The organism is Fluviispira vulneris (assembly GCF_014281055.1).
GTDB lineage: Bacteria > Bdellovibrionota_B > Oligoflexia > Silvanigrellales > Silvanigrellaceae > Silvanigrella > Silvanigrella vulneris.
This window is the reverse complement of sequence record NZ_JACRSE010000004.1, coordinates 425,032-449,554: the sequence shown is the minus strand read 5'-3', so window position 1 is coordinate 449,554 and position 24,523 is coordinate 425,032. Positions and strand designations below refer to the sequence as shown.

Genomic DNA, 24,523 nt, shown 5'->3' with positions numbered 1-24,523 from the left:
ATATTTGGTTTTTTTGCCTCGGCACTCAATCACTTTAAATTTTCAGTAAGCTCCGTCCAGACTATTGTCTCTGTTTATAGCTGGATCCTGCTGGTTGAAATTATGAATAGCAGAGATAATATTTATTTAAAATACTTTTCCTTTGTCAATCCAATCCGCTTCATAAAAAATACTCTCACATTTAGTTTTCAGAATATGACTGCATTAATTAATTTTTTTGCAATCGGCACAGTTCTCTTATTAGCTGGAATATATGCAACAGCAAAGCTTAAAATAATTCCTTTGGAGCAAAGGTAATGCGCAAAATTATTCTCAAAAATATTTCTTTTAACTACAAATCGGGTGATTTCATTCTCAAAAATATTTCAGAAGAACTGGATTGTCAGGGGATAACTGCTGTTATTGGGAGAAATGGCGCCGGTAAATCTACATTTTTCAATTTAATTTTAAGAAATACTGCACCCAGCAGTGGGGAAATTATTTTTACAGATAAGAAAATGAAGAGTATTTTTATGGCGCAAAACATATCGGCTCCATGGAAATTGACCTGTCAGGAAGTCTTTGAGTTTATTTACTCACTAAATTCGGAGAGTTTTAAAACCACAAACTTTCGTAACTTTCTAGATGACGAGTTCAGTTTGAGCAAATGGGAAAAAATTAAAAAGAGAAGATTTGGGCTTTGCAGCAATGGTGAAAAATCTTGGTTTATGGCAAATATAATATTGAATTTAGAAAATGATGTATATTTCCTAGATGAACCCACTGCTGGCATAGACCCTGAGTCAAGGATTTTAATTTGGAATAAAATTAAAAAAACGGTCGAGAAAGGGAAAGGTGTTTTTATTTCTTCACATTTATTGGATGAAATTGCGCAATATGCAGGGAAAATAATTTTAATTCACAATGCCTCTGTCTATCAATATGACAATATAGAAGCCTTTAAGCTGAAACACGGTTCTCACTCAGTTGACAGTGCCTTTATGAATGCGATTTCGGGATGAACTTTTTTTTTGAAAAATAAAAATAAATCGTTAACCAAGCTTTTCCACTGCTTCAAATATCACTCAAAAGAAGTTACTTTACTCTCAATTGATTTTTTTTTGCAACAGTACCTGTCAATCAACCAAATATACATCTTGTTTATAATCCATTTGTTTCAATTTATCATAATCGAATTTACGTAGGTTGTATAATTCTCCCTTAGCATAATTTTCAATTTTTAAATATCTTGCTTCTCCAATAGCATTTGGATCCAATTCTGAAGCAATAACTCTGTCCTTTAAGCGCATACCTTGCATTTTATATTTAAGGTCACGATCTTTGTATCTTTTGTCATATTTATGCCAATTTATAAAATAATCATGATATTGATAGACGTCCCGAGAGTTATCATTTATATTTTCATTATTCATCACAAAATTAATATACCATGCAATTTCGTAAAATACTCTTTGACCAGCTCCATGATACATATAGGTATTGTCATATTTCCTATATGCAATTTGTCTATGATCTGCATACATAAAATAAATGTCTGCACTGGTATTTTCTAAAAAATACAATGGTCGAGAATAATCACGATAACGTTCATTACTTAATGCAGGCAACTGAGGCTTAAATGATGTACGTTGTTCTGTGGTTGCATAAAATACTTTTACATGTTTAACTCCTTTACCTATAACGTAAGGAATAATTCCTTTGTTTTTTGTAAATGAATAATATAAATCATCTGTATTTTCTAATTTTGATTTTTTAAATCCTGCAACGGGGTCGATTATAAATAAATATATTTCATTACTTGGTCTTAATTCAGATAATTTCTTTGAAAATGAAATAGCAGTAATAGCTCCTCGACTATATCCTATAATAAAATGACGATCGTTAGCTAAATTACTAGAATTAGCAGCAAAATAAAGAGCTTTAGCTTCATTATACTCCCATCCACTACCAGATACTTGGTTTAATGTAGTGCAAGAAGAAGATTTGTTTTTAATAAATGGATCAAGAAAATTTTCTCTCCCTGGAGTATCATAGAATTTTCCTTTATGATATCCTGGACCTGCACCTGGTCCGGGAAAATATATTTTGATATTTTTCTGACCATTTAAATTTTTTAAAAATGATTTTTCATCTAGAGATGTTGATAGTGCATAGCTATTATTCAAATCATATAATTCAGCTACAACAGATTTACCAATTAATTGCTCTTGGGAACTACTAATATTATTACCAGTTCCATCAAAAAAGTAAAAATGATTTATAATATCCATTAAAACCCCTCTTTCAAAAAAAGTTTTAAAATTATAATTAATGAGTTGTTCTTAGCAAAGAATTCAAAATCAATTCTATACCAAAATATATTTTAAAGTTTTTCTTAAAAAATGTCCAACATGATTTGAAGAAAAGATTGATTTTTTTAAGAGAAAAGTACTTAAGTATTCGATCAAAAAAACCACAAAAGGTAACATCATGGAATGTGGAGAAAATTTAGGTTCTTCGTATTCCATGATTTAATTTTTACCAGAGATCATATAATGGAAAAGCGATCCAGCAGAATTCTTTCTGGAAAATTATAATTTTAATCACCGGCGTTCAATGGAGGAATTTAAGCAGATAATATTCTTGAAAAAGTACTTATTTGATAATTTTATATGGATGAATTAAAAGTTAGTATTTCTTATAAATAACGCTTTTTTAAATTATTCTTTTATAAAATTGGACTGCACTCCATCTCTTATATGAATTTACAGTTGGAGTTGCACAGTGTCAGCAGTGTGTTCAGCCTGCTTAAATAAATTAAAATCCCCTTCATACTCATAGAGAATGGGTTGCATATATTTGGAATATTTAGAGCTATTGCAATATTTTGCCGTCTTTATTGCTCCAGTTACACTATTTCTAATAAACATTAATATATTACCCCACTCATATTTTTTAAATGAGTCGCCTTTAGAAACACCTACACCAGTATAGTTCACTCCAAAATCACTTTTGCATTTGTTCACAATTATTTGGCAAAATGCATCTGCTTCTTTTTCATCATTAAAAAATGCATCAGGAACGAGGTTATAACTTAAATAAGTAATTGATTGTTCAGGAACAAATGCACGACGTACTTTTTGACGAAGTGTGTCCGTTTTTCTATAAAAAATATCGTCACGTTTTCCATTAATCCACAACTTATCTTTTTTTGATTCTAATGGATAAGGCAATGATTCATATTGACCCTGTGCTCTTCCAATTGAATTAATTATAAATTCTTTTTTTGCCCATTTCCTGTTCTTTCCATAGGTAGTCTCTTCTGTTGGAGCTTCTGTACAAAATATATAAGCACCAGCAGTTGCATTACTTTGAAAACTAAAAAGAATAGAAAATAAAAATGATAATTTTATTGTTTTTTTCATAATTATCCTTAAATAATAAATTTATAAGAAATATAAATAAAATATTAAATTTTAAATTAATTTAATATTTCTATAATCACTTCTATTAATTATTAAATACATTGTCAAAATTTAAAATATTATTTATGCATTATGTTGTTTTTAATTAATATTTTTTTTAATATTATTATAAAGAGTATTTATTTAAAATCAATTTTTAGGTTTTAACTTTATCTGAAATAAAATTTTCTGCTTAAATATTTGCAGGGATCATTGGCTCTGCAACTCAACTAAAACAGATTGTTGATCTTTCGATAGTGTATCGCTTTTTAAGCCTTCGCTCATCCTGTCCATCTTGGGTAAAGTTTTTACGATTATGTTTATGAAATGCAACAGGACTTATTCCAACCTTTTTGCTTTCTATATTGAGTTTATCAGAATGCGAAAGGAAAAAAAACAGTGAAAATTCTAATTATGATCTTGTACAATCCCTTTGATTTTTCTTTTGAAAAATAGATTAACTGTGCGAAGCATAATTTGTTTCTTTGTTTCGATAATGATTCCGTCAATGTGGAAGAAGTGAAGTTTAAGGAATATATTAAAAATTTTAAAAATGTGCTTGTTTATAAAAATTATATAAATAATGATTTTGTGGAAAAAGACGTATTAGATATTCATAAAATATTTCCTCTCGATCTGATCTTAACCTACGGGGAGGATGATGTTATCAGGGCAGCTCGTAAAGAGCTTAAAGCTGAACAGGTATTTGAGAAAAAATATTTGGCGAAACCTAAAATTTACACAGGATTCTTTTTATTTAAATGATTTACATCCAATCACAGCCCAGACTCTATGAGGAATAGTGAGGGGGTCTTCAGGAAAAGATTGCTTGAGCATTTTTTTATGCTCTAGATCGAATTCTGTGACTTCAGCAGGGGATAAACTTGCTGCGACCCCTGCACTTGCGCGAATTCTTCCGCACCAATCCTCGTGCGAGTAAGGAATATCGAGATCAAAAGAAAAAGTTTCTAAATTTGAAAATCCAGCTTCACTTAAATCCGCTAACCAACGCGGGTAAAATCCACTGCCACCAGCAAATTTCCATGTGGGGTTGTATTTAAGAATGATAGCTTCTGTCGCTTGCGCAACAGAATGAGAAATTGGCAGCCAATCAAAGTGACAGATAAGAATTTTGCCATTTGGTTTAATTTTTCAGACGGATCATGTGCTGTTACGTTACAGCCTTCCATGGCCATAAGTCTAGCCAGTGAACCAGTTCCTGTCCCAATATCTAATACATTTTGTCCATTAATCCCTATGGCAAAAGGCTTTAATCGAGCAATCAGTGCACTTGGAAAACCAACTCGGTGTTTTGCATAATCTTGTGCAGTTTTTGAAAAATCGATATCTAAGCTCATAAGCATTACTCCATTTAAATTCTTCTGTTTTTAAATACAAAATGTCTGATTTTGAGTCAAAATTATTTTAATGAATATTTATGTAAAATTCCAAATAATAAATTTTAAATAAGTTTTTAATCTATTCTTGACAATGAATTTATAAAAAACTATGTAAATAAAGTCTGTTTTAAAGTTAGTATTGAGTAGAAAATGCAAAAAGAATATATTATTTGTTTTTTAACCATATTTTTTTTAATTATGGGTAATGCAATTTTTTTAATAGAGTTATTTATTTATAAAATATACGTACACAAAACATTTGAAGAAAGTTTAATTGGTGGAATACTATTGCCATTTTATTTTTTAATATTTTCTCTATTTAAATTAAGACAATTGAAAATTATGAATGAAGATATTATTGAAAATATTGTAAATCTTATTTATGTAAATATTAGATTTTTTAAAAAATATTTTACTTATTAGGAATGTGAGAAATAATAATGGATATCAAATGGCTAATTCAATAATTTCTGAATTCTCTCTTTATATTTTTCTTTAATTACAGAAAGTGCATATGCTCGCCTTTGTTCCTGATTGGGGTTAAATAAGACTGAACTATTGTATGTGTCCGCATAAAGTTTAGGCGTATCGGGAAGATTAAAAAGATCAACAAATGAATCACTATCACTCCAATATTTAAAAGCAGTGTATGTATAATATCTATTTTTTGAGCCTGAGATATCATCTATACGCAGGATATTATCTGCAATGTCATATAAAGAGTAAGTGTTGTTCGAACCTTCTTTTTTACTAAATATCCACTTGAATTCTTGATTCATTTTTCCTTTTGTTGAACAATATTCATCTTTCACCCAGCCCCACGAAGATCCTCCTTTTCTTAACAAAGAAGAAAAATAGCAAACTTGAGGACCTTCCGTTTTATTTCCATAACTTGAGAATAAGGCGTTATTGTGAGCGTTATAATAGTTTGTATAATTTATAAGAGACTGTGCAACATCTATATAAGCATATCCATGAGATGTTGGATATAAAATATAATTGTCTTTTGTTTTTAAAGGATCTACGGAAAATTGAATGAGTGCTTTGGCTTGTCTTTCTTTAAGCAGACTCGCATTCAATATTTTCATAGCCATATTTTCTTCATACTTTTTTCTAAGAAATGCGTAACTCCTATAGTATGAAAGAACATAACCATTTGAAGAAAGGATCAGTGTTTCACCATTTGTAGTTTTTTTAATTTTCCAAATTTGTTTGTCGTTATTCAAATCGCATATTTGCATTCTAGCATAATCTTCGCCCGCATCCTCTTGCGGTGCTGTCATACAATAGTATTGCTGATTTTTTCCATCATTTATTTCTGAAATAAATTGTCCAAACTCTGTATAGTTCCATTTTTGAGGCGTTTTGCATTTATAATCTAAGTAAATATAATTATCATAAGTTGTAAGACAATAAGTGTATCCATCAACAGAAGCAGCAATTTTTAAAGATTTTCTTGATAAGAATTTTTCTGGCTCTTCCAGTGTTTCAAACACTAGAGGCTGCGTCAAAGGACAAATTCTATTATCAATTGTACTTCTTTTTTTTCTCATCGAGAAAGAAGAGGATTGGGTTATTTCAACGCATGCAAAACCCGAGGAAATTCCGTTATATGTATATTGTCTATTTCCTATTGTTCCTAAAGAATAGGTGTTTGGATGAATGGCTGCCTGCAACTGTGGAGAGTGCTCATTCTCACGGGTAATAGTATTTATGATTCTCTCGCGCTGGGTAAATCTCCTAATATTACGGTCAAATTCAAAGCGAGTTGCGGCAATAACTCTCTCTGGAGGAATTGTATAGAGAGCGCTGTATTCATCTTCTCGTGTAAAAGCATAATTTTGTTCTTCAAGTTGATTTCTTGCAGCACTATCTGTTTCGTTACGAAGTGTTCGATAATAAGTGTTGCTGACACTAACGAAATTCTCGTCAGGAATAATTTCATAGACAAAAAACTCTGAAACATGCCACCAGCCCATAGCATAACTTTCGGCGTAAGCAAAAGCATATCCTATGCTTGATGTTGTACTGATAAAGCCGCTCGGATCTTGAGTTTCACCATTAATATGTCTTGATAAATCTGCATGTTCATTTCGTGAGCGCTGAAAACCCTGTGCAAAAACTTTATCCGGCTTACTGGGTGTGGCTCTATAAACACGTTTTGGAATTTCTTCAGGAATATCGTTTGCTCTGACTGAAAATGAGTGAAGACTGAGGAGAGAAAAGCAGAAAATTAATTTTTTTTTGCTTTTTTTAATGGCAATTATTCGAGCAAAGTATTTTATAAATAAATATTTTATAGTTGGCATAAATTTGAAATCCCTTATTTAAGTTAAATAAATAACTTTTAATTATAAGAAAAATTAATTTTGCCATGGCATTTTTTATATAATGCAAAAAAAATAAAAAATCAAATTTATTTTATAAGATAAATAAAATTATTTATAAAAATTAATGATTTTATAATATTAATAATAAAGAAGTTTTGTTTTGATTAAAATATCATCAATTAAATAAATGGTGAATCTATTCAAATTTAATATCTTCACCAATAGCTAAGGATGAAGTGAGTCCTGGGGATTCAATACCCAGTAAATGAATAGCCTGGGTGTTGCCATTTATAATTTTTAAGATTTTAAAATCTTCTTCTGGTTTATTTTCTATAAATAGTTTAGGTCTTACACCAATATAATTCTGGGTCAAATCGTTTAAAGTAAGTGAAGGAATGAGTTTTTTACCTTCAGTAAAAAAGAGTTCTTTTACATCATCTTCCTTTGCAAAGAATTGGCATAGGCTTGGATCACTTGCTTCATGGGACTCAGCAAATGTCCAGTCAGAGTCTGGTCCAAGTTTAACTTTGCCATCGAGCTCATTGGTCGTATGTATTCCAACACAGTCTTTATCTGGAATTGGATAAATAAGCTTATCAAAATAATTATTGTACTTTGAAGATAAGGAGTAATAGCGTCCTCGACATGCTTTGTTTTTATAAATTTCATTTGGATAAAACTGATTGGCAATTTTAGCAGAAGAAAGTCCTCCTGCATTTATAAAATATTGACATTTCATATAGAATGAATTTTGTTTTTCATCATAAGCTTCAAAAATAATCTCATCATTTTTAATGTCAAGAATTTTATTAAAAGAGTTTTTGTAGGCAAGAAATACGTTTTTTTCCTGAGCCATTCTTTCAAGCGTTTGCATATATTTGTGACTATCAAAAATTCCTGTTTCTGGTGAATAGAGTGCATTTTTAAAATGACTTAATTTAGTTTCTTTGCTGAGTTGCTTTTCTGATAACAATTCAAGCAAGACACCATTTTCACCAGCATTTTTTTGTATCTCTAATAATTCATCATTTTGCTCTTCAGATGAACTGACAATATATTTTCCACACTTAATATGTGGAATTGAGTATTCTTTACAAAAATGATATAATAACTCTTTTCCTTTTAAACAATATTTTGCTTTCAGTGAATTTTTACTATAGTAAATCCCAGCATGAATAACTTCACTATTGCGTGAAGATATTTCCCTACCAAAACCATCATGTCGTTCAAGGAGAGCAACGGATTTTTGTGGGTATTTTTTTGCAAGATTTGCTGCTAAGGATAAGCCAACTGCTCCAGCTCCGATAATTATTATGTCACTATGAAAAACCTCTTTATTCATTTTTTGTCTCCATTTGTTCTAAATAAATATGTGACTTGAACTCTATTAAGAAGTCTAAGGGTAAGGGAAAATTCCTCCACTCATATTATTAAAAAGAGGGCACTGATTTCTACCAATTTTAAGATACTATACGGATAAAATAAAAACTAAGCAACAAATTGCTCATGTTTCAGATTAATTTTTTTTTGCATAATATATATGCATTTTAATTGTAAACAACGCGATTTAATATGTTATTTAATATCACAGATTTTTAAATGGTTAAAGATATTTAGCTCTATTAAATATCTTGAATATTAGAAATATTTTGCTATTTAATTCATAAAAACTCTGTTAGGATATTTTTTGATCTTAATAATTTGGATTATATAAGAAAATCATTGATAAAATTTTTACGATATAAATTGAAAATAGCAATAAGATTTAAAGTATTCATTCAAAAAATAATTGAAAATTGTTTCAACTGGTTCAGTCAATTTTCATGTTGCAACAAATAAAATTCATAATATGTCTTGTTTTATGATCTCAAAACTTCTTTTGTACCAAAATACAAAGCTAATTTATCATAAATAAATTGGAAGTGTCTTATGTATTTGTAATGTTTTGTAATAAAAACTATTAAACTGATATTGAATTTACAGAATTCATGTGTTTCAAGAATTTTTGCTAGAGAGGCTTAAGGTTTAGAATGATCAGTTTTAATATAACTCCGTAGAAGTTATTAAATTAAAACTTATAGTATGATTAGCTTTGAAATTTCTGCTTCGCTTAAAAGGTCGTAGTGTAAATTTTAGATTTACAAAAGCTATTTAATTTAAAGTTAATGATTTTTAAATTAAATTTTTAAAAAATAAATTTGTAAATTTATTTTAGTATACCTTGACTTATGCATTCAAGTTGCTACTATTTTTTCAGTTAGCTAACTTATAAATAGAAATCATTCAAAATAATATAAAGGAGATATATATGAAAATAGTTGAATTAGAAAATACAAGTGCAACAATTTACATTTTTATGCCTGTTTCAATTGCAAAAAAATAAATAATTTTTATATTATATTTTTTTAATGGAGTTGCTGAATAAGCACTCCTTTTTTATTTAGGAAAAATTAATGCAGTATCGAATTAGTGACAATATATTTTTTGTATTTAACAATCATAATTTAATACTTTGGGATTATAAATATCACCAACAATATGAACTTGAAAAAGAATATTTAGAATACTTACTTACAGTAAATAAAATGAATTACATTGAAATTAAGGAATTTAATCAAATCGAAGCCGATCTTATTGAAAATAAAATTTTAGTTCCTGTCCAAAAAGAATGTCAAAGTGAATGGAAATTAGGAACAATCGCAAAAATATTTCACATTGGCACAAGCAGTATACCAAAAAAATATAGTACATTCTCTAAAGAAGAATTTTCAGATAACTATATTTCTTATTGCAATACAATAAATGACAAATTAGATGTTTATTTCGAATATGAAAGAGAATCAGAGTATAGATTTCAATTGCCAGAACCAAAATTGAATTTATTAGATCATTCTAAACTCGTGGATAGCTTATTAGATAGAAAAACAGTCCGCGAATTCATAGATGAAACTTTAAGCTTAGATAAGTTATCTAAGTTGCTTTATTTATCATTTGGATATATTCATTGTGACAACGAAGCTTTAGATGGCATTACGATTAAAGGAAAAAGAAAGAGCTGTCCTTCAGGTGGAAATCTACATCCAACACAAGCATATATAATGATAAATAATGTAGAAAATATTGAACCTGGAATATATCATTACAATGCTGCTAAACATTCTTTAGATTTTATAAATAAAAATATGAGTGATTCTGAACTTTCGTGTATGATCGATGGGCAATATTTTTCTAAAAATTCAAGTATAAATGTTTTTCTTACAACTCGATTTGAATTAAGTGCATGGAAATATCCTGTTTCTAGAACATACCGCGTATCATTAATAGATTTGGGGCATTTATCTCAAACCTTTAATTTGCTCTGTATTGGTTTAGGTATAAACTGCTGGATTACTGGAGCATTTAATGATGAAAAAATTCATAATTTGCTTAAAATAAATCCAAATAACGAATCTGCTTTATTTTTTCTAGCTGCTGGAAAAAGTACGGGTAATTCCATTCCACAAGAATTTATTTCTTCAATCAATAAATTAAGTATTGATGAAAATACTCGTTAAGAAATTATTGCAAAGAAGATTATAAATTTAATTTTATGTCAATATCCCTAAAGCTTCGCAGGTAAAAAATTAATTTTTAAATAGTAAAGATAAATCACAATAATAGATACATAAAGTTGTTTACAGTGATAAAGCTTAGAGCGGTTGTTATAACTATGCCATTCGTTTGCACTTGGTCATTTAATTTACACCGATTCGCAATTATAATAAAATTATGGAATGCAGCTGGGCTTGCGCACATGAATACAAGGGGGTCTTTAAGATCTTCTGGTACTTCGAGCAAATATCCTATAATCCAAACAACAATTGGACATACTAAAAGTTTACCAAATGTAAGTTAACTCACTTCTTTTGAGCAATCTTCATCTTCCAAACTATGGTAATAATCTTTGAAGCTTTAATTAACTAAACTCTTAATTCTAGACTTTGCACAAATATATGTATAGTTGATTCTTTTAATGTTGTGCAAAAAACAGAATTGTTGTTATTTTGGTAAATTTTTTAATTTTAATTTTGTTAAGTCATTTTTTAATTTTAAAATGGTTATGATATCCTCAAAAGGTTGACTAATTTTTTTAAAACTTTAATGTGGATAAGATCTTGCTTTGTCTGTTTTATCAAATCTTTTTTAGTAAAATATTAATTGATTTGTGTATCGTATTCTATAAAAGTGAATAACTATTAAAAAATGTTAAAAAGATTGAATGTCAAACTTCTAAACTTTTTTAAAAATAATAGAATTATTGTAAAAATTTGAAAATATAAATTCATATTAGATTAGCTAAATTTTCGTGTAATTTTTTTATTCATAAGGATGATTTATGAGGATTTTATCTTTAAGTTTTGCTTTGCTCGCAATTTTTATACAATCAAAATCTTTCGCACAAGATTATCATTTTTTTTCGCCACTTGATTTTCGTAAAATGATTTATACTGATATTAAGTATATTCTTTGTGTAAATTATTCTGACAATTCTAAATTCTTATGGGCAAAAAAGTCTGATGGATCTTATGCATATGTTCGTGGAAGAATTCATGAAAAAGTCACAGGAGTTAATAAATTTAACACTTCTATTGTTACTGATCTTTTTAGGATAAATATGGAATCTTTGCAGGGTATTGTTCATATTTGTCCAGAGAATTATTATTTGCAACCAGCCGATTCGTATTCTAAAAAGCTTTATCAAATGATCCTTATTAATTCTAAAAATGAATATTATATATTTCCAGGGCATTCAGAAGTGAAAGGAACTGATCATAAACAATTCAATATAGATACTTTAGCTGGTTGGTCAATCGGGTAAAAATGCGATAAAATTAGAATGTGTTTGATTATTCTAGATTAAAACGAAAGGAGATATAAATGAGTCAATCTTAAATATGTACACACTTTGTGCTTTTCTGTTTGATTGTTTGAATGTTAATAAAAATTGTCTGTTTACTTTTATTAGAAGGAGTTATGCATTGAAAACCTTAAAATTAGGAATGGCTTTGCTTGTTATTTTTTCTCAATTCTATGCATATTCATCAAAATCAAATAAAAATGATTCTTTTAATAATCAGCAGAAAAGCAAGCTGGGTGAAAAAAAATATCTTCTTTGTGTGCATAAAGATAATAGTTTTGATTATATATGGGCAACGACAAAAGATCGTTCTGTTGCATATGTTATGGGAGAACCGCATCATGCTATTAGCGGAGAAGTTGTAACTAAAAATGCAGTGGTTGCAGAACTTTTTGTTGTCGGAAAATCAGAAGCCAAAAAGTTATTTAATCTTTGTCCAGAGGATTATTATATACAGCCAGCAGATTATTATCCAATAAAACTTTATCAATTGTTGTTAATTAGTAAAGAAAATAAATACTATATTTTCCCAGGTCATGCTGAAGTTGAAAATATAAATCAAATTGAAAATAAAGAAGCTACCGATGATTTATTCTTTGCGTATAGAGGATAAACAGTTTGGCTTTGTAAAATTGTTTACACTTGTCAGTTCTTCGTTTGGGTAGTTCTCTTGTTTAATATTAAGTAAATTTTTTGTAATTTTTTTAAAGTTGTAGGAGTTCTTTTATGAAAATTTTAAAATTTGCATTATCTTTGTTAGCAGTCTTTAGCCAGTCCTATGCAGTATCTTTAGAATCTACTGAAACTAAGCCGTTTAGATTTATTAGTTCAAGTGCCCAAGGAGAAAAAAAATTTCTGCTTTGTGTAAATAAGCAAAATAGTTTTGATTATCATTGGGCATCGAATAAAGATGGCTCTGCTGCATTTGTTGTAGGCGAAGTGCATCATGAATTAAGTGGAGATTTTGTAAATAAAACGCCACTCGTAACAGATATGTTTCATGTTGAAACTTCAGAAGCAAAAAATAATTATAAGCTATGCCCAAAGGACTATTATATTCAACCAGCGGATTCAAATCCTATAAAACTTTATCAGATGTTGTTAATTTTTAAAAATAATAAGTATTTTATATTTCCAGGCCATGCTGCCGTAAATAGTTCAGGAGATAATGACGAAATTTTTTACTCATTTAGGGGTTAACCATTTGGAAAAAATCCGACTTGGATTTGCTTAAAGGAAACTTGGCCTGAATATAGGCTCCCCTTAGGTGTGAGTGACGCATGGTAATCATTCGGTTCGTTTTGACTGTTTTCAAGATGGACTATTGCGTCTTTAATTTTTTTTAGTATAGTAAAAAACATCTTGACTCATCAAGACCGGCAGAGGGACAGGCCCTACGACGCCGGGGCAACCTCCAAACACTTTAAAGTGACTTTGGAACGGTGCCAAATCCTTCGGATGCCCATTGTGGCTTGCCGGTAGATGAGATCGAAAGAGTGTGCATAAGATCATCTTTATTTATGCACGTCTCCCATAAAGATCCTCACTTCTTTGGTAATTCATCTGGGTTCTCCAATTTTATAAATGAATTCTGCTTTTAGAATTCAAAAGTATTTTATGTACTTTTTAAAATTTTTTTTGGAGTAACACTTATGTCTCATATTTCTCAACAAATCTCACCCTCCACGATACATATTTTAGGCGTTGGTAATGTAGGGAGTTCTTTTTTAGAGCTTTTAAATTCTCGTAATTATATATTAACCGGAGCTTCGGATTCTAAATCTACTTTATATGACTCATCTGGGCTGGATATTAAAAATATTTTAAATATTAAAAGGAAAAATAAATACAAGCTTTCGAGCTACGAAAATGCTGAATATATATCAGATAAAAGCTATGATTTTATAAATCCTTCCGATATTGTCATCGATGCGACTCCCACGAATCTAAAAAATGCACGGACAAGTCTCAAGCGTTCTCGAGAAATTTTAAAGCGTGGTAGTTACCTTATTTTGGCTGCTAAAGATGCTCTTTCATATGGAGCTGATGAACTTATCGAAGAATTTCCTGATAAAATTGGACTCAATGCTGTTATAGGTGGAACAGGACTTAATTTAGTTAAAAATTTGCAGGAATTAAAAGACAATTGCCTAGCTATTTCAATAGTTGGAAATGCGACAACAACAGCAATCATAAAAGAAATTGAACAGGGATTAAGTTTACAAGAAGGTATTGCTAAAGCGCGTAAGCTTGGCTTACTTGAAGCAGATCCCACATTTGATTTTGATGGCACAGATGCAGCAATAAAACTTGCAATCGTTGCAAAAATTGTTTTCGGACTAAAAATATTGCCTGAAGATATAAAGAGAGAGCACATCGAAAGTCTCAATCCTAACTTACTGCAGAAACGAAAACAAGATGGTAAAACCACTCGTTTAGTTGGAAGAGTTGATAGGTTAGGGAACATACATGTTAAATATGAAGAGATCGATTTAAAATCACCTTTAAATACAACTGCAGAAAGTGTGGCTTATCAATATAATTTATCAGGAGATAAAAAAATTGTTTATTTAGGAAATGGCCTTGGACCTGTTGGTACTGCAAAAGCAATCGTTGAAGATCTTTCTTTTTTATGTCCTATAAACGAGGTGTAAAAATGGAAAAGTGTAATTTATTTCAGGTCGGGTGTGGAAAACTAAATTATTATACGTGTCAGAAGGAACAAAAAGTCTATATTGATTATTTAATCTCTGGTAATTTAAAAGGTCCGGTAATTGTTGTTCAAGGGGGAATATCTTCAACAAAATATATTTTTTCTTCGCAAACAAAACAAATTAAAGGTTGGTGGGACAATATCGTTGGCTATGATAAATGCATAGATCTCAATAAATTTTGTGTAATAAGTATTGATTATTTAGATTTTGAAAACGTTAAAACCCATGATCAAGCAGAAGCAATTTCATTTTTATTACGGCATCTCGGAATTTCTCACTTAAAATATTTTGTTGGTTACTCTTATGGTGGAATGGTTGCCTTAGCATTTGCAGAACTGTATCCACAAACAATAGAACATATAATTGCCTTAGGTGCATCGCATGAAAGTGTTCCACAAAGCTACGCACTGCGCCTTATTCAACAAAAAATTGTTGAATTGAATAAAGGTACAGACAAAGAAAAAGAAGCTCTTGCGACAGCAAGACAACTTGGTATAATAACGTACAGGAGTAGCGAAGAAATAAATTCAAGATTTGCCTGTCATGATAATTCGGTTGTGAGTTATCTTAAGAAAAAAGGAGAAGATTTCGTTACTTCATTCTCATCAGAGCGTTTTTTGAATCTTTCAAAATCTATAAATGAACATAAGGTCGCAGCTAAAAATATTTCTTCCAAACATGTAAGTCTTATTTGTTGTAAGTCTGATCAAATAACGCCTCTGAGTCAAATCACACAATTTGCAAAAGAAATAAAATCTAAAACAAATGTTTATGATTTTGAATCTATTTATGGGCATGATTCTTATTTAAATGAAACAGAAAAGATTTCAAATATATTAAAAAATATTTTGTAAATTTTTGTTGCAGTCTTATCTTTTTAGAAAGGAATTTTATATGACATCCCAGTTGGTAACGAATTGTGTGCGGTCAGGTATAGTGTCAGACACTCAATATGGATCCGTTATTCCACCTCTTTATTTATCTGCAAATTATGCTTTTGAAGAAATTGGCAAAAGAAGAGAATATGATTATACGCGGAGCGGCAATCCGACTCGAAATTTATTAGCAGAAGCAATTAATCAGCTTGAAGGTGGCCATGGTGCTGTCGTGACTTCCTCCGGTTTGTCCGCAATCACATTAATTTTGCAAGTGTTAAAGCAGGGTGATCTCGTTGTTGCACCCCATGATTGTTATGGAGGAACATGGCGTCTGCTCAATGCATTAAAAGAAAAGGAGCAGATTAATGTTCTCTTTGTCAATCAACGCGATCCCGATGAATTAAAAAAAGCTCTTGAATTGAGTCCCAAACAGGTTTGGATAGAAACACCTAGCAACCCTTTATTAAGAATTGTTGATATAGAAAAAATAGCGACTTTAGCCCATAAAGTAGGTGCTAAAGTCATTGCTGATAATACTTTTCTATCGCCTCTTGGCCAAAGTCCAATTAAATTGGGCGCTGATTATGTTATTCATTCTACAACAAAATATTTAAATGGACACAGTGATATTGTAGGTGGATGTGTGATTGCAAAAGCTCAAGAAGATTTTGAAAAATTGGCTTGGTGGGCAAATGCATTGGGCTTAACAGGAGCTCCTTTCGACAGTTGGCTCACATTAAGAGGTTTACGGACTCTCGAAGTGCGTATTAAAAAGCAACAGGAAAGTGCTTTTAAAATTGCTGAATATTTAAATTCACATGCAAAAATTAAAAAAGTATATTACCCAGGACTCAAAAGTCATGAAGATCATTTGATTGCAAAAAAACAACAAAATGGTTTTGGAGCAATGCTTAGTTTTGAAATTGAGGGTGGTTTTCAAGAACTCAAAGAATTTGTTGCAAAACTCAAATTTTTTTCTTTGGCTGAGTCGCTGGGCGGTATTGAAAGTCTGATAGCCCATCCTGCAAGCATGACTCATGCATCTATGTCGGAAGAGGCAAGAAGAAGTGCAGGCATTCAAGACACTCTCTTGCGCCTATCCATTGGCATTGAAGACGGTGAAGATTTATTACAAGATATCAAAGAAGCTTTATAATATTTTTCGATTCATTGGAGAGCAATATGTTGAGGAATACATTTGCTAAGTTCTTTCGCTTCATGATTTTCTTAATAATAATGTTTTTAGTGTCTTTTAAACTCCAAGCAAATGAGTGGAAAGGTCCTGTTGACGGTCCCAAAGCTATGAAGTCAAAGTATATTGTTTTTGTGGCTTCTGATTTTAAAAATGGTGGAGTTTTAGGTGTTTATAAAGCAGTGGAGAATGCAGCTGACGAAATTGGCTGGAAAGTGAAAACTTTCGATGGAGAAGGCAATCCAGATAGATTGCGCAAGGGTTTATCAGATACTGTGAGTTCAAGGCCAGACGGAATTATTTTAGGTGGGTTTCAGCCAGATGATTATAGAGAAATTTTAGCTCAGGCCCGGAAAGCAAAAATACCCATTGTTGGTTGGCATGCTTCGGAAAATCCAGGGCCATATTATGATTTATTTGTAAATATTTCGACAGATCCTATTGTTGTAGCAAAAATGGCTACAGATTATATTATTAATTCTGGAAAAGATAAAATTGGGGTGATCATTTTTAATGACAGTCGTTTTGCTGTGGCAAATGCCAAAACAGAACAGATGAAAGATACCTTGATTAAGTGTGAAAAATGCAAACTTTTAACGATTGAAGATATCCCTATTTCTAAAGCAGATGTTCTTGTACCAGAAGCTGTTCCACGGTTAATTGCAAAATATGGTATGGAATGGACCTTTACTTTAGCAATTAATGATTACTACTTCATTAAAATGGATAGCCCTTTAAAAAGTAACAAAAGAACGGATATAATTAATGTTGCTGCTGGTGATGGTTCGTTAAAAGCATTTAAAAGAATAAAATCTGGTGATTCACAGCAGTTAGCAACAATTGGTGAACCTTTAAATGCACAAGGTTGGCAAATTATTGACGAGTTAAATAGGGCTTTTTCAGGTGAAAAACCGAGTGGATATGTTTCTGAGCCTATATTATTTTCATCGGAAACTCTCAAAAAAATAGTTGGACTAGAAGGTTTGGAAGTAAATACGAATTATAGAGATGCGTATCTAAAAATATGGAATAAAAAATGATTTAAGTTATTTGTCTGAAAAAGTTTTTTCACAATATTGAGCAATAGCTTCTTTTTGAGATTGACTTAAACTCTCTTTAAAATGTGCCATCATTGAAACATTTCCATCTGTTAAAATCTTTATAATTTGTTTAGCACTGTACGCTTTTAAATGTTTCGGTTTAGGCGCTAAATTTTTTCCAACCGGTCCATTTCCATCTCCATTACTACCATGGCACATCTTACAATTATCTACGTAAAGTTTTTCTCCTTGGGTTAAGGCGGGATTAACTTTACCATCTTTAGAAGTGGCTTGAAAACTAACAAGTAATAAAAAAATAGAAAATATATTTATCATAACAATTTTCATAAAAAATTCCTTTTCAAGAAATAGAGCTTTTATGATCATTTCTTTTTATTAGATATTTAAGAAAGTGTCAAATATCCCTAAATTCCACTTTTATTCTCATCATCACTTGAAAATGCATAGCTCAGTGAAAGCATAAATACGCTCGTTTTACCATTCGTTTGCTTTTGTGAAGTAAGTTGTTGTAATGCAGAACCAATAGAAATATCGTTAATTACCAAGTATTTTGTCTTGTAAATTTTTAGGCAATGTTTCGTAACGTAAAAACTGCATAGAACTGCTAGCGCGTCCTTGCGAAAGGGAGCGAATGTCTGTTTCATAGCCAAAAAGTTCTGAAAGCGGAATATTGGCATGGACAACTTGTAAATGGCCACGATTGTCGAGCCCAGAAATATGTCCACGGCGACTGTTTACATCTGAAACAATTGTTCCGCTGAAATCAGGGGGAACAACAACTTCAACTTGCATAATAGGTTCCATCATAACTGGTTTAGCTGCTGCCAATGCAGCTCTAAGAGCATTGCTTGCTGCAACTTTATAGACGACTTCATCGACGGCCTGAGGATCATATGAGTAATCTGTTACATTGACTTTCAAGTTAACAAGTGGATAACCGCAGAGAGAACCACTGCCGACGGCTCCTTGTAATGATTCTTTGATGGCAGCAATAATATTTGCGGGCACTTGTGCTTTTGCGGGCACATGGATATCAATGCTGGTTTTTGCATTATTAGGTTCAATTTCAACTGTTACTTTAGCTGAGAAAGTTTTATTTTGAATTGCGCGTGAAAAAGTGTCACTTCCAGTTGCAGCAATTGAAATACATTCCCTATAAGAAACTTGAGGATTACCAACATTTGCATTGACTTTAAATTCTCTTAACAAACGATCTGCTATAATTTGTAAATGCAATTCACCCATACCTGAAATAAGAACTTGACCTGTTTCTTCACTCGTAGAAACTCGCAATGACGGATCTTCTTGCGCCAAACGATTGAGACTTTGATTTAATTTATCTAAATCTCCACTGCTTTTGGGTTCAATGGCAAGCGAAATCACAGGATCGGGAAAGCGCATAGACTCATATGCAATGTGTGCGTGCGGATCACAAAGAGTGTCTCCAGTTGTAGCAAATTTAAGACCAACGACCGCAACGATCTCTCCAGCAGATGCTGTTTGCAATTCTTCACGATCATTTGCATGCATACGTAATATTTTAGTCACGCGTTCTTTTTTATTCTTCAAAGTATTGTGCATGGCATCGCCTGTTTTTATTGAACCAGAATAAATGCGCATAAAAAATAACGCACCCACAAAAGGGTCAGTCATAATTTTAAAAACAATACCTGAAAAAGGTTCATCTTCACTTGGAGCACGTTTGCTCGCTTTTACGACACCTTCAATTTCTATACCTTCAACTGGTGGGAGATCGAGAGGTGAGGGAAGATAGTCCACAACGGCATCGAGGAGCGGTTGAATACCTTTATTTCTAAAGGATGAACCTACGAATACTGGAACGATTTTCATGTTGATAACGGCGTTGCGTAAAGCATTTTTAATCTGAGCGACTGTGGGTTTGCTGTCAGATAGGACAGCTTCTGCTAGAGTGTCATCGAAGTCGGCAAGATTTTCTATGAGTTCTTGTTGATATATTTGAGCATCATCAAGCATATCTGCTGGGATTTCTTTTATAAGAGGTGCGGTGTCTTTGTCATCATTCATCCAGACAAAGGCACGCATCTCGATAAGGTCGATCATGCCAGAAAAAGAACTTTCTTTCCCAATAGGAAGTTGAGCAAAGGCAACATTGGCATTGAGTTTATCACGCATGGATTGAATGCACATATCTTGGTCTGCGCCCACTTTATCCATTTTATTTAAAAAGGCGATGCGAGGAACATGATACCTATCTGCTTGCCGCCATACAGTTTCGGATTGCGGTTCAACACCATTTGCTCCATCAAAAACTGCAACAGCTCCATCCAGCACGCGCAGGGATCGTTCAACTTCTACTGTAAAGTCAACATGTCCAGGGGTGTCGATCAGATTGATTCTATGATCTTTCCAAAATGTCGTTGTAGCAGCAGAGGTAATTGTAATTCCACGTTCTTGTTCTTGAACCATCCAGTCCATAGTGGCGGTGCCTTCGTGTACTTCACCTAATTTGTGGCTGCGGCCTGTGTAGTAGAGGATGCGCTCAGAGGTGGTTGTTTTCCCTGCGTCAATGTGAGCCATAATACCAATGTTACGATATTTGCTGAGATCTTGCGACATAATGTTTTCTTTCAAAATGAATCTTGGACAAAAAATCGAGATTATTGCATAATAATTCAATAATCGTGCAAATGACTAGGTATACAATTTATCTCTAAAAATCAATATCTGAGAAAAAGATGATTTTTTGGTATTTGGGAAAAGAAAGAAGAATTGGGGCAACAACGGGAAATTTAATTAGGGGTGTATTTTCCAATTTTTGGCTGATATTTTTTGAATTTTAAGGGTAGTTTTTCTAGAAAAGAACCTAATTCTCCGTTTGATGTATCAATAAGAGCATGTTTAATATCCTCAGCTTCATATGAAATACCATAAAGATAGCGATAAAAAGTGCCATCTGGTTTTATAAAATAAAGTGCTCCTATATGAGAATAGGTTTCTCCATCTGAATCAGGTTTGTAATAAAAATTTAATTGTTTTGTGAGTGATTGAATATTTTCTTGGGTACTTACATAAAAATCCCATTGAGCATTTTTTTGCCCAGTTTTCGGGGCCCAATTTTCTTTTAATAGTTTAGAGTTTTCAATAGTATCTTTGGGATCAAAGCTTATAGTAACAATTTTAAATCCTTTACCAATTGGCCAATTCATTTTTTGGAGGGCTTTTGATAAATTAAGAAATTGAAAAGTACACATTGTTGTGCAACTGAAATAATTTAATGTTAAAATAAGTATTTTTTTTTCTTCCAATATATCTTTAAGGCTTTCTTTTTTACCATTTTGATTTGTAAAAGTTAGATTTAAATCTAATTTTGTGTTCAATTTTTCAAATATTTCATCGTCGGTGGGGTTTTCATTTATCTGTTTATTTGTATTAGATGATTTTGCATTAGTAAGAAAAGTAAAAGATAAAAAAATGAAATATAGAAAGAACTTGATGAGGCTTAATTTTTTTAAAAACATAATTTAATCTCGTGAAATTTATGCATCATAAATCGAATTTTATTTCCAAAGGAGAAATTCCTTTGATATGAGTGTAATATAATGAACTTTTTCATAAATTCAAGTCACTATTTGAATTCATAGAGTTGAGTTGCTGCAGTAAAGTGTTGCTCCTCCTACTTACTGAGAGTATCCTGATGTTGGATTTTTGACCTTTGGAGGATAATTTCTGTGTTAAATAGTCTTTCTGGAAAAATAGTTGTAATTGGTTTTGGAAATATGGGGAAAGCTCTTGTGCGTGGCTTGCAAAGTCGTAAGCATGAATGCGAAATTTATGTCTGCGATAAATTCCCATTGGATCCTTTGGAGAAATCCCCTGAAGGTATCGATTTAAAAAAAATTACTTATTTTAGTTATAATGATATTGTAAATATCGATAACAAATTACGTTTAAAAGCTGGCGATACCATTCTTCTGTGTGTAAAACCACAAAATTTCCTGGAAGCTGTTGAACGCTGGAAACCCATTTTACTTGGCTCGGATACTTTTCCGCTGGTGATTTCAATTTTAGCTGGAGTGCCAACGCAACTTATTCATAAATACTTTTCAAACGATTGTCCTGTGGTACGCTGTATGCCAAATATAGCTTCAACAGTGGATTGTTCAGCAAGTGTGCTATGTGGGAGTAAGAAAACTTCTATGCAAAATATCGAACAAGCAAAACATATCTTTGAATCTGTAGGTAAAACTTGGATTGTGCAAGAAGAGCAACTCGATGCAGTCACTGGCCTCAGTGGCAGTGGACCTGCATATATTTATATGATTATCGAAGCAATGTCTGACGGTGGAGTAAAGATGGGGCTATCCCGTCAACTTTCACTCGAGCTTGCTACCCAGACTGTGCTCGGGGCAGCTAAGCTTGTGCAAGAAACCGGTTTACATCCTGCGATACTCAGGGATCAAGTTACAACCCCTGGTGGAACGACTATCAGTGCAATTCATGAATTGGAAAAGCATGGGCTAAGACCTATGTTGATCTCCGCTGTAGTCACTGCAACTGAAAAAAGCGCTTCACTTGCACAGGTCGTTGAAGGGAAAATTGTACAACATAACTCTTAAGAATGATGCTGTCATATTCCCTTTAAATTAATTTCGATACCATGAGTAAACACTTGGCACACAAGGTTGCTGTGCACAATTTTCAGGTGCTTGATTATTAACAACAGGGTAGGCAGCCCAAGCATTCAGATTGTGCACGACATTTTCGAGCGGAACAGAATATGTCTGCGCTGCTCTAACAGAATAAGGTAACCACTCTTTCAGTGGGGAACGTGGATTGCTGTTCCACCAAAAATTGTGATAGGCAAATTCTGCACCATAGTTTAAGCCGGTTTTTGGAACTGCTCTTGAACTTACATCTTGGCCAGCAACAGGTGTCCACATAAAGTCAGGGTGTGCATTTTGATACCACTCGCCACCTGTTATTTTTCCATCTTGAGTGATTTCTAAATCATAATAATATTCAACGCGTGAAATACCATCTTGGTTTGGGCTGTCAGAATTTGCTTTCGAAGGAGAGGTTTCTACCATATAGTCAATGGTCGCTTTCACTCCCACTATATATGCAGATTTTCCTGAACGATATTTAGCAAAGGTATCCTTGGTATAATCAGCATTTCTGATCATTACGCTTTCTGCTTTATTACTTACTTGGCCTGTTAAAACGTTATAATATACGTATTTATAGCCAAGGATAGGTTGATTCCAAACGGTATAATCAAAGGAAGCATCAAAGATAAAACTCCGTTTATTTATTCCGACTTGATTAACGAGGGCAAGGTGAAAGGCCGCAGGATTTGAATCAAAACAATCCTGGCTAACAATTCTTCCGTTGGCATCTTTTGGAGGGTTTTTGTCATTGCATCTTTGCCCTGAGAATTTTGTATTCACATTTAAATTTGCCCAAAGTAAGGAATTGAGTGCTTTAATATCTGATGGTCTGAAAGTAATTTGAACTCCTTCAGGGTTTTGCACAGTCACGCTTCGAGTGGGGCGTTTATACATATAAGAAACAGGAGCCCAGCCGTGACAAATTCCTTCCCAACCTTCGGGGTTTCTGCCTCTGATTCCGCTTAGAACTGAATTTGTTAAAGAGAAGTTCTTGTCGCCCATTAATAAGTCATATTTTTCTGCAGGCGATAGCATATCAATCCGGTTTTCTGCGATCAAGCGTGAAGCGGGACGTTGATTTAAAACATAATTATCAAAATCTTTTATGTTACTTGATCTTGGCACATTTGGATCTGCATAACGATATGTGATTGAACCCTGATACAGAGGCCAATAACTATCTGACCAAGGATTGAATGGAAGCTGAGCTTGGGCAATATTTTTTGAATCAATAACTTGGATGTTATCAGTAAAATTTTGTGGATAATCTACAAAGCTACGTGGATCTTCATTAGAAAGATAATCCGAATAAGGAACAACGAGGTGGCCCTCTGTATTTGCTAGCCTCTTAGACATAATTTCTGAGCGCAATTGATCTTTTTTCTCGATAAAGTCATTGTTAAGAATGTCTTTTTGAGAAAAACGAGAAATTGTTTTAACATTTTCAGATATTTTAATTTTTTCTGGAATTTTATCTAATACGGCACTTGGATTCTCTTGAAACTCTTTTATAAAATTTTTGATTTTTTCTTCATCATTCGCATATGAAGTGAGACTCATAGTAGCGAAAAGAGAAATAGGAATTAAATACAATTTCTTATTAAACATACATACCTCTATAATCAAATCTATTAATATTTAATTTATAATGTTTATATTAAATTTAGCACAACAGAAATACCGGTATTCCTGAAGCGACCGTATAGGATATTGAAATTTCTGTCAAATTTGTAATATTAGTCAGTTGTTTTATGAAATAAATTGGTTTTCTATTTGTTAAAAAAAATCTATTAATATGAAGGGGTTTAAAAATTTAAAAATTAATAATAAATTATAATGAAGAAAAATTTATTGATTTGCTTTTATTTAAAAGTTAAAAAATTTTTTTTACTAAAATATGTTTCAGCTTATGTTAATTTTTTTTTATTAATTAATTTCTTTTTTTTAAAGAATAGGCAT

Annotated in this window: 24 protein-coding genes and 1 riboswitch; of the genes, 12 read left to right on the top strand and 12 right to left on the bottom strand. The window is 31.9% G+C overall.

All coding sequences use genetic code 11. From position 1 onward, the window contains the following. Positions 1-102 precede the first annotated feature (102 nt). Entirely contained in the window at positions 103-297 is a 195-nt protein-coding gene (locus H7355_RS11260; protein ID WP_186647500.1) for a hypothetical protein, read from the top strand. Beyond that, the gene (locus H7355_RS11255; protein WP_186647499.1) at positions 297-1,001 is read left to right on the top strand and encodes an ATP-binding cassette domain-containing protein; all 705 of its coding nucleotides are present in this window, start codon (positions 297-299) and stop codon (positions 999-1,001) included. The genes H7355_RS11260 and H7355_RS11255 overlap by 1 nt, the downstream gene beginning before the upstream one ends. Positions 1,002-1,115: 114 nt before the next feature. Here H7355_RS11255 and H7355_RS11250 read toward each other — a convergent pair whose 3' ends face one another. Beyond that, positions 1,116-2,270: a DUF2235 domain-containing protein gene (locus H7355_RS11250; protein WP_186647497.1), complete on the bottom strand. Its 1,155-nt coding sequence runs from the start codon at positions 2,268-2,270 to the stop codon at positions 1,116-1,118. Positions 2,271-2,744: 474 nt separating this feature from the next. Continuing rightward, the gene (locus H7355_RS11245; RefSeq protein ID WP_186647495.1) at positions 2,745-3,404 is read right to left on the bottom strand and encodes a hypothetical protein; all 660 of its coding nucleotides are present in this window, start codon (positions 3,402-3,404) and stop codon (positions 2,745-2,747) included. A gap of 516 nt (positions 3,405-3,920) precedes the next feature. Here H7355_RS11245 and H7355_RS11240 point away from each other — a divergent pair. After that, on the top strand, positions 3,921-4,208 hold the full coding sequence (locus H7355_RS11240) for a hypothetical protein (protein WP_186647493.1): 288 nt from the start codon (positions 3,921-3,923) through the stop codon (positions 4,206-4,208). A gap of 236 nt (positions 4,209-4,444) precedes the next feature. Here the strand turns inward: H7355_RS11240 and H7355_RS15915 are convergent, their stop codons facing one another. From H7355_RS15915 to H7355_RS11225, 3 genes are all read right to left on the bottom strand, one after another. Further along, positions 4,445-4,801 carry a class I SAM-dependent methyltransferase gene (locus H7355_RS15915; RefSeq protein WP_222435700.1) on the bottom strand — a complete coding sequence of 119 codons (357 nt, stop codon included), beginning with the start codon at positions 4,799-4,801 and terminating at the stop codon, positions 4,445-4,447. A 497-nt stretch (positions 4,802-5,298) separates the two neighbouring features. Continuing rightward, a complete protein-coding gene (locus H7355_RS11230) occupies positions 5,299-7,152 on the bottom strand; it encodes a hypothetical protein (protein ID WP_186647491.1) in 1,854 nt (617 codons plus the stop codon). 217 nt (positions 7,153-7,369) lie between these two features. After that, on the bottom strand, positions 7,370-8,515 hold the full coding sequence (locus tag H7355_RS11225) for an NAD(P)/FAD-dependent oxidoreductase (protein ID WP_186647489.1): 1,146 nt from the start codon (positions 8,513-8,515) through the stop codon (positions 7,370-7,372). A 1,111-nt stretch (positions 8,516-9,626) separates the two neighbouring features. Here H7355_RS11225 and H7355_RS11220 point away from each other — a divergent pair. Continuing rightward, a complete protein-coding gene (locus H7355_RS11220) occupies positions 9,627-10,727 on the top strand; it encodes a SagB/ThcOx family dehydrogenase (RefSeq protein WP_186647487.1) in 1,101 nt (366 codons plus the stop codon). A gap of 94 nt (positions 10,728-10,821) precedes the next feature. Here the strand turns inward: H7355_RS11220 and H7355_RS16220 are convergent, their stop codons facing one another. Further along, positions 10,822-11,010 (bottom strand): hypothetical protein, encoded by a 189-nt coding sequence (locus H7355_RS16220; protein ID WP_390808400.1) that lies wholly within the window; start codon positions 11,008-11,010, stop codon positions 10,822-10,824. Positions 11,011-11,548: 538 nt separating this feature from the next. Here H7355_RS16220 and H7355_RS11210 point away from each other — a divergent pair. The 3 genes from H7355_RS11210 to H7355_RS11200 all read left to right on the top strand — a co-directional run bounded on the left by H7355_RS11210 (position 11,549) and on the right by H7355_RS11200 (position 13,270). Then, positions 11,549-12,031 (top strand): hypothetical protein, encoded by a 483-nt coding sequence (locus H7355_RS11210; RefSeq protein WP_186647483.1) that lies wholly within the window; start codon positions 11,549-11,551, stop codon positions 12,029-12,031. 160 nt (positions 12,032-12,191) lie between these two features. Further along, the gene (locus tag H7355_RS11205; protein WP_186647481.1) at positions 12,192-12,683 is read left to right on the top strand and encodes a hypothetical protein; all 492 of its coding nucleotides are present in this window, start codon (positions 12,192-12,194) and stop codon (positions 12,681-12,683) included. Positions 12,684-12,796: 113 nt separating this feature from the next. Continuing rightward, on the top strand, positions 12,797-13,270 hold the full coding sequence (locus H7355_RS11200) for a hypothetical protein (protein WP_186647479.1): 474 nt from the start codon (positions 12,797-12,799) through the stop codon (positions 13,268-13,270). Here H7355_RS11200 and H7355_RS11195 read toward each other — a convergent pair. Then, positions 13,267-13,431, bottom strand: coding sequence for a hypothetical protein (locus tag H7355_RS11195; RefSeq protein ID WP_186647477.1), 165 nt, complete (start codon positions 13,429-13,431; stop codon positions 13,267-13,269). The two genes, H7355_RS11200 and H7355_RS11195, sit on opposite strands and share 4 nt — an antisense overlap. A 3-nt stretch (positions 13,432-13,434) precedes the next feature. Continuing rightward, positions 13,435-13,559: riboswitch (SAM riboswitch) on the top strand. 163 nt (positions 13,560-13,722) lie between these two features. Here H7355_RS11195 and H7355_RS11190 point away from each other — a divergent pair. The 4 genes from H7355_RS11190 to H7355_RS11175 are packed head-to-tail and all read left to right on the top strand — an operon-like array spanning position 13,723 to position 17,894. Beyond that, positions 13,723-14,724: a hypothetical protein gene (locus H7355_RS11190; protein WP_186647475.1), complete on the top strand. Its 1,002-nt coding sequence runs from the start codon at positions 13,723-13,725 to the stop codon at positions 14,722-14,724. Positions 14,725-14,726: 2 nt separating this feature from the next. Further along, positions 14,727-15,638, top strand: a complete 912-nt coding sequence (locus H7355_RS11185) for an alpha/beta fold hydrolase (RefSeq protein ID WP_186647473.1) — start codon at positions 14,727-14,729, stop codon at positions 15,636-15,638. Positions 15,639-15,678: 40 nt separating this feature from the next. Beyond that, positions 15,679-16,818, top strand: a complete 1,140-nt coding sequence (gene metB / locus H7355_RS11180; RefSeq protein ID WP_186647471.1) for a cystathionine gamma-synthase — start codon at positions 15,679-15,681, stop codon at positions 16,816-16,818. Between the two features lie 26 nt (positions 16,819-16,844). After that, positions 16,845-17,894, top strand: coding sequence for a substrate-binding domain-containing protein (locus H7355_RS11175; RefSeq protein WP_186647469.1), 1,050 nt, complete (start codon positions 16,845-16,847; stop codon positions 17,892-17,894). A gap of 6 nt (positions 17,895-17,900) precedes the next feature. Here the strand turns inward: H7355_RS11175 and H7355_RS11170 are convergent, their stop codons facing one another. From H7355_RS11170 to H7355_RS11155, 4 genes are all read right to left on the bottom strand, one after another. Further along, positions 17,901-18,242 carry a c-type cytochrome gene (locus H7355_RS11170; protein WP_186647467.1) on the bottom strand — a complete coding sequence of 114 codons (342 nt, stop codon included), beginning with the start codon at positions 18,240-18,242 and terminating at the stop codon, positions 17,901-17,903. Between the two features lie 77 nt (positions 18,243-18,319). Continuing rightward, positions 18,320-18,460, bottom strand: a complete 141-nt coding sequence (locus H7355_RS11165) for a hypothetical protein (protein ID WP_186647465.1) — start codon at positions 18,458-18,460, stop codon at positions 18,320-18,322. Then, positions 18,450-20,513, bottom strand: coding sequence for an elongation factor G (gene fusA, locus H7355_RS11160; protein ID WP_186647463.1), 2,064 nt, complete (start codon positions 20,511-20,513; stop codon positions 18,450-18,452). Before fusA ends, H7355_RS11165 begins: the two co-directional genes overlap by 11 nt. A gap of 173 nt (positions 20,514-20,686) precedes the next feature. After that, the gene (locus H7355_RS11155; RefSeq protein WP_186647461.1) at positions 20,687-21,415 is read right to left on the bottom strand and encodes an SCO family protein; all 729 of its coding nucleotides are present in this window, start codon (positions 21,413-21,415) and stop codon (positions 20,687-20,689) included. Between the two features lie 210 nt (positions 21,416-21,625). On the opposite strand from H7355_RS11155, the gene proC reads away from it, so the two are divergent. Further along, positions 21,626-22,513 carry a pyrroline-5-carboxylate reductase gene (gene proC / locus H7355_RS11150; RefSeq protein ID WP_186647459.1) on the top strand — a complete coding sequence of 296 codons (888 nt, stop codon included), beginning with the start codon at positions 21,626-21,628 and terminating at the stop codon, positions 22,511-22,513. Positions 22,514-22,540: 27 nt separating this feature from the next. On the opposite strand, the gene H7355_RS11145 is transcribed toward proC, so the two are convergent. Next, positions 22,541-24,172, bottom strand: a complete 1,632-nt coding sequence (locus H7355_RS11145; protein ID WP_186647457.1) for a hypothetical protein — start codon at positions 24,170-24,172, stop codon at positions 22,541-22,543. Between the last annotated feature and the right edge of the window lie 351 nt (positions 24,173-24,523).

Coding starts and splice junctions, on each gene's coding strand:
- H7355_RS11260 (WP_186647500.1), top strand. CDS start 103: ATGAATAGCAGAGATAATATTTATTTAAAATACTTTTCCTTTGTCAAT.
- H7355_RS11255 (WP_186647499.1), top strand. CDS start 297: ATGCGCAAAATTATTCTCAAAAATATTTCTTTTAACTACAAATCGGGT.
- H7355_RS11250 (WP_186647497.1), bottom strand. CDS start 2,270: ATGGATATTATAAATCATTTTTACTTTTTTGATGGAACTGGTAATAAT.
- H7355_RS11245 (WP_186647495.1), bottom strand. CDS start 3,404: ATGAAAAAAACAATAAAATTATCATTTTTATTTTCTATTCTTTTTAGT.
- H7355_RS15915 (WP_222435700.1), bottom strand. CDS start 4,801: ATGAGCTTAGATATCGATTTTTCAAAAACTGCACAAGATTATGCAAAA.
- H7355_RS11230 (WP_186647491.1), bottom strand. CDS start 7,152: ATGCCAACTATAAAATATTTATTTATAAAATACTTTGCTCGAATAATT.
- H7355_RS11225 (WP_186647489.1), bottom strand. CDS start 8,515: ATGAATAAAGAGGTTTTTCATAGTGACATAATAATTATCGGAGCTGGA.
- H7355_RS11220 (WP_186647487.1), top strand. CDS start 9,627: ATGCAGTATCGAATTAGTGACAATATATTTTTTGTATTTAACAATCAT.
- H7355_RS11210 (WP_186647483.1), top strand. CDS start 11,549: ATGAGGATTTTATCTTTAAGTTTTGCTTTGCTCGCAATTTTTATACAA.
- H7355_RS11200 (WP_186647479.1), top strand. CDS start 12,797: ATGAAAATTTTAAAATTTGCATTATCTTTGTTAGCAGTCTTTAGCCAG.
- H7355_RS11195 (WP_186647477.1), bottom strand. CDS start 13,431: ATGTTTTTTACTATACTAAAAAAAATTAAAGACGCAATAGTCCATCTT.
- H7355_RS11190 (WP_186647475.1), top strand. CDS start 13,723: ATGTCTCATATTTCTCAACAAATCTCACCCTCCACGATACATATTTTA.
- H7355_RS11185 (WP_186647473.1), top strand. CDS start 14,727: ATGGAAAAGTGTAATTTATTTCAGGTCGGGTGTGGAAAACTAAATTAT.
- metB (WP_186647471.1), top strand. CDS start 15,679: ATGACATCCCAGTTGGTAACGAATTGTGTGCGGTCAGGTATAGTGTCA.
- H7355_RS11175 (WP_186647469.1), top strand. CDS start 16,845: ATGTTGAGGAATACATTTGCTAAGTTCTTTCGCTTCATGATTTTCTTA.
- H7355_RS11170 (WP_186647467.1), bottom strand. CDS start 18,242: ATGAAAATTGTTATGATAAATATATTTTCTATTTTTTTATTACTTGTT.
- fusA (WP_186647463.1), bottom strand. CDS start 20,513: ATGTCGCAAGATCTCAGCAAATATCGTAACATTGGTATTATGGCTCAC.
- H7355_RS11155 (WP_186647461.1), bottom strand. CDS start 21,415: ATGTTTTTAAAAAAATTAAGCCTCATCAAGTTCTTTCTATATTTCATT.
- H7355_RS11145 (WP_186647457.1), bottom strand. CDS start 24,172: ATGTTTAATAAGAAATTGTATTTAATTCCTATTTCTCTTTTCGCTACT.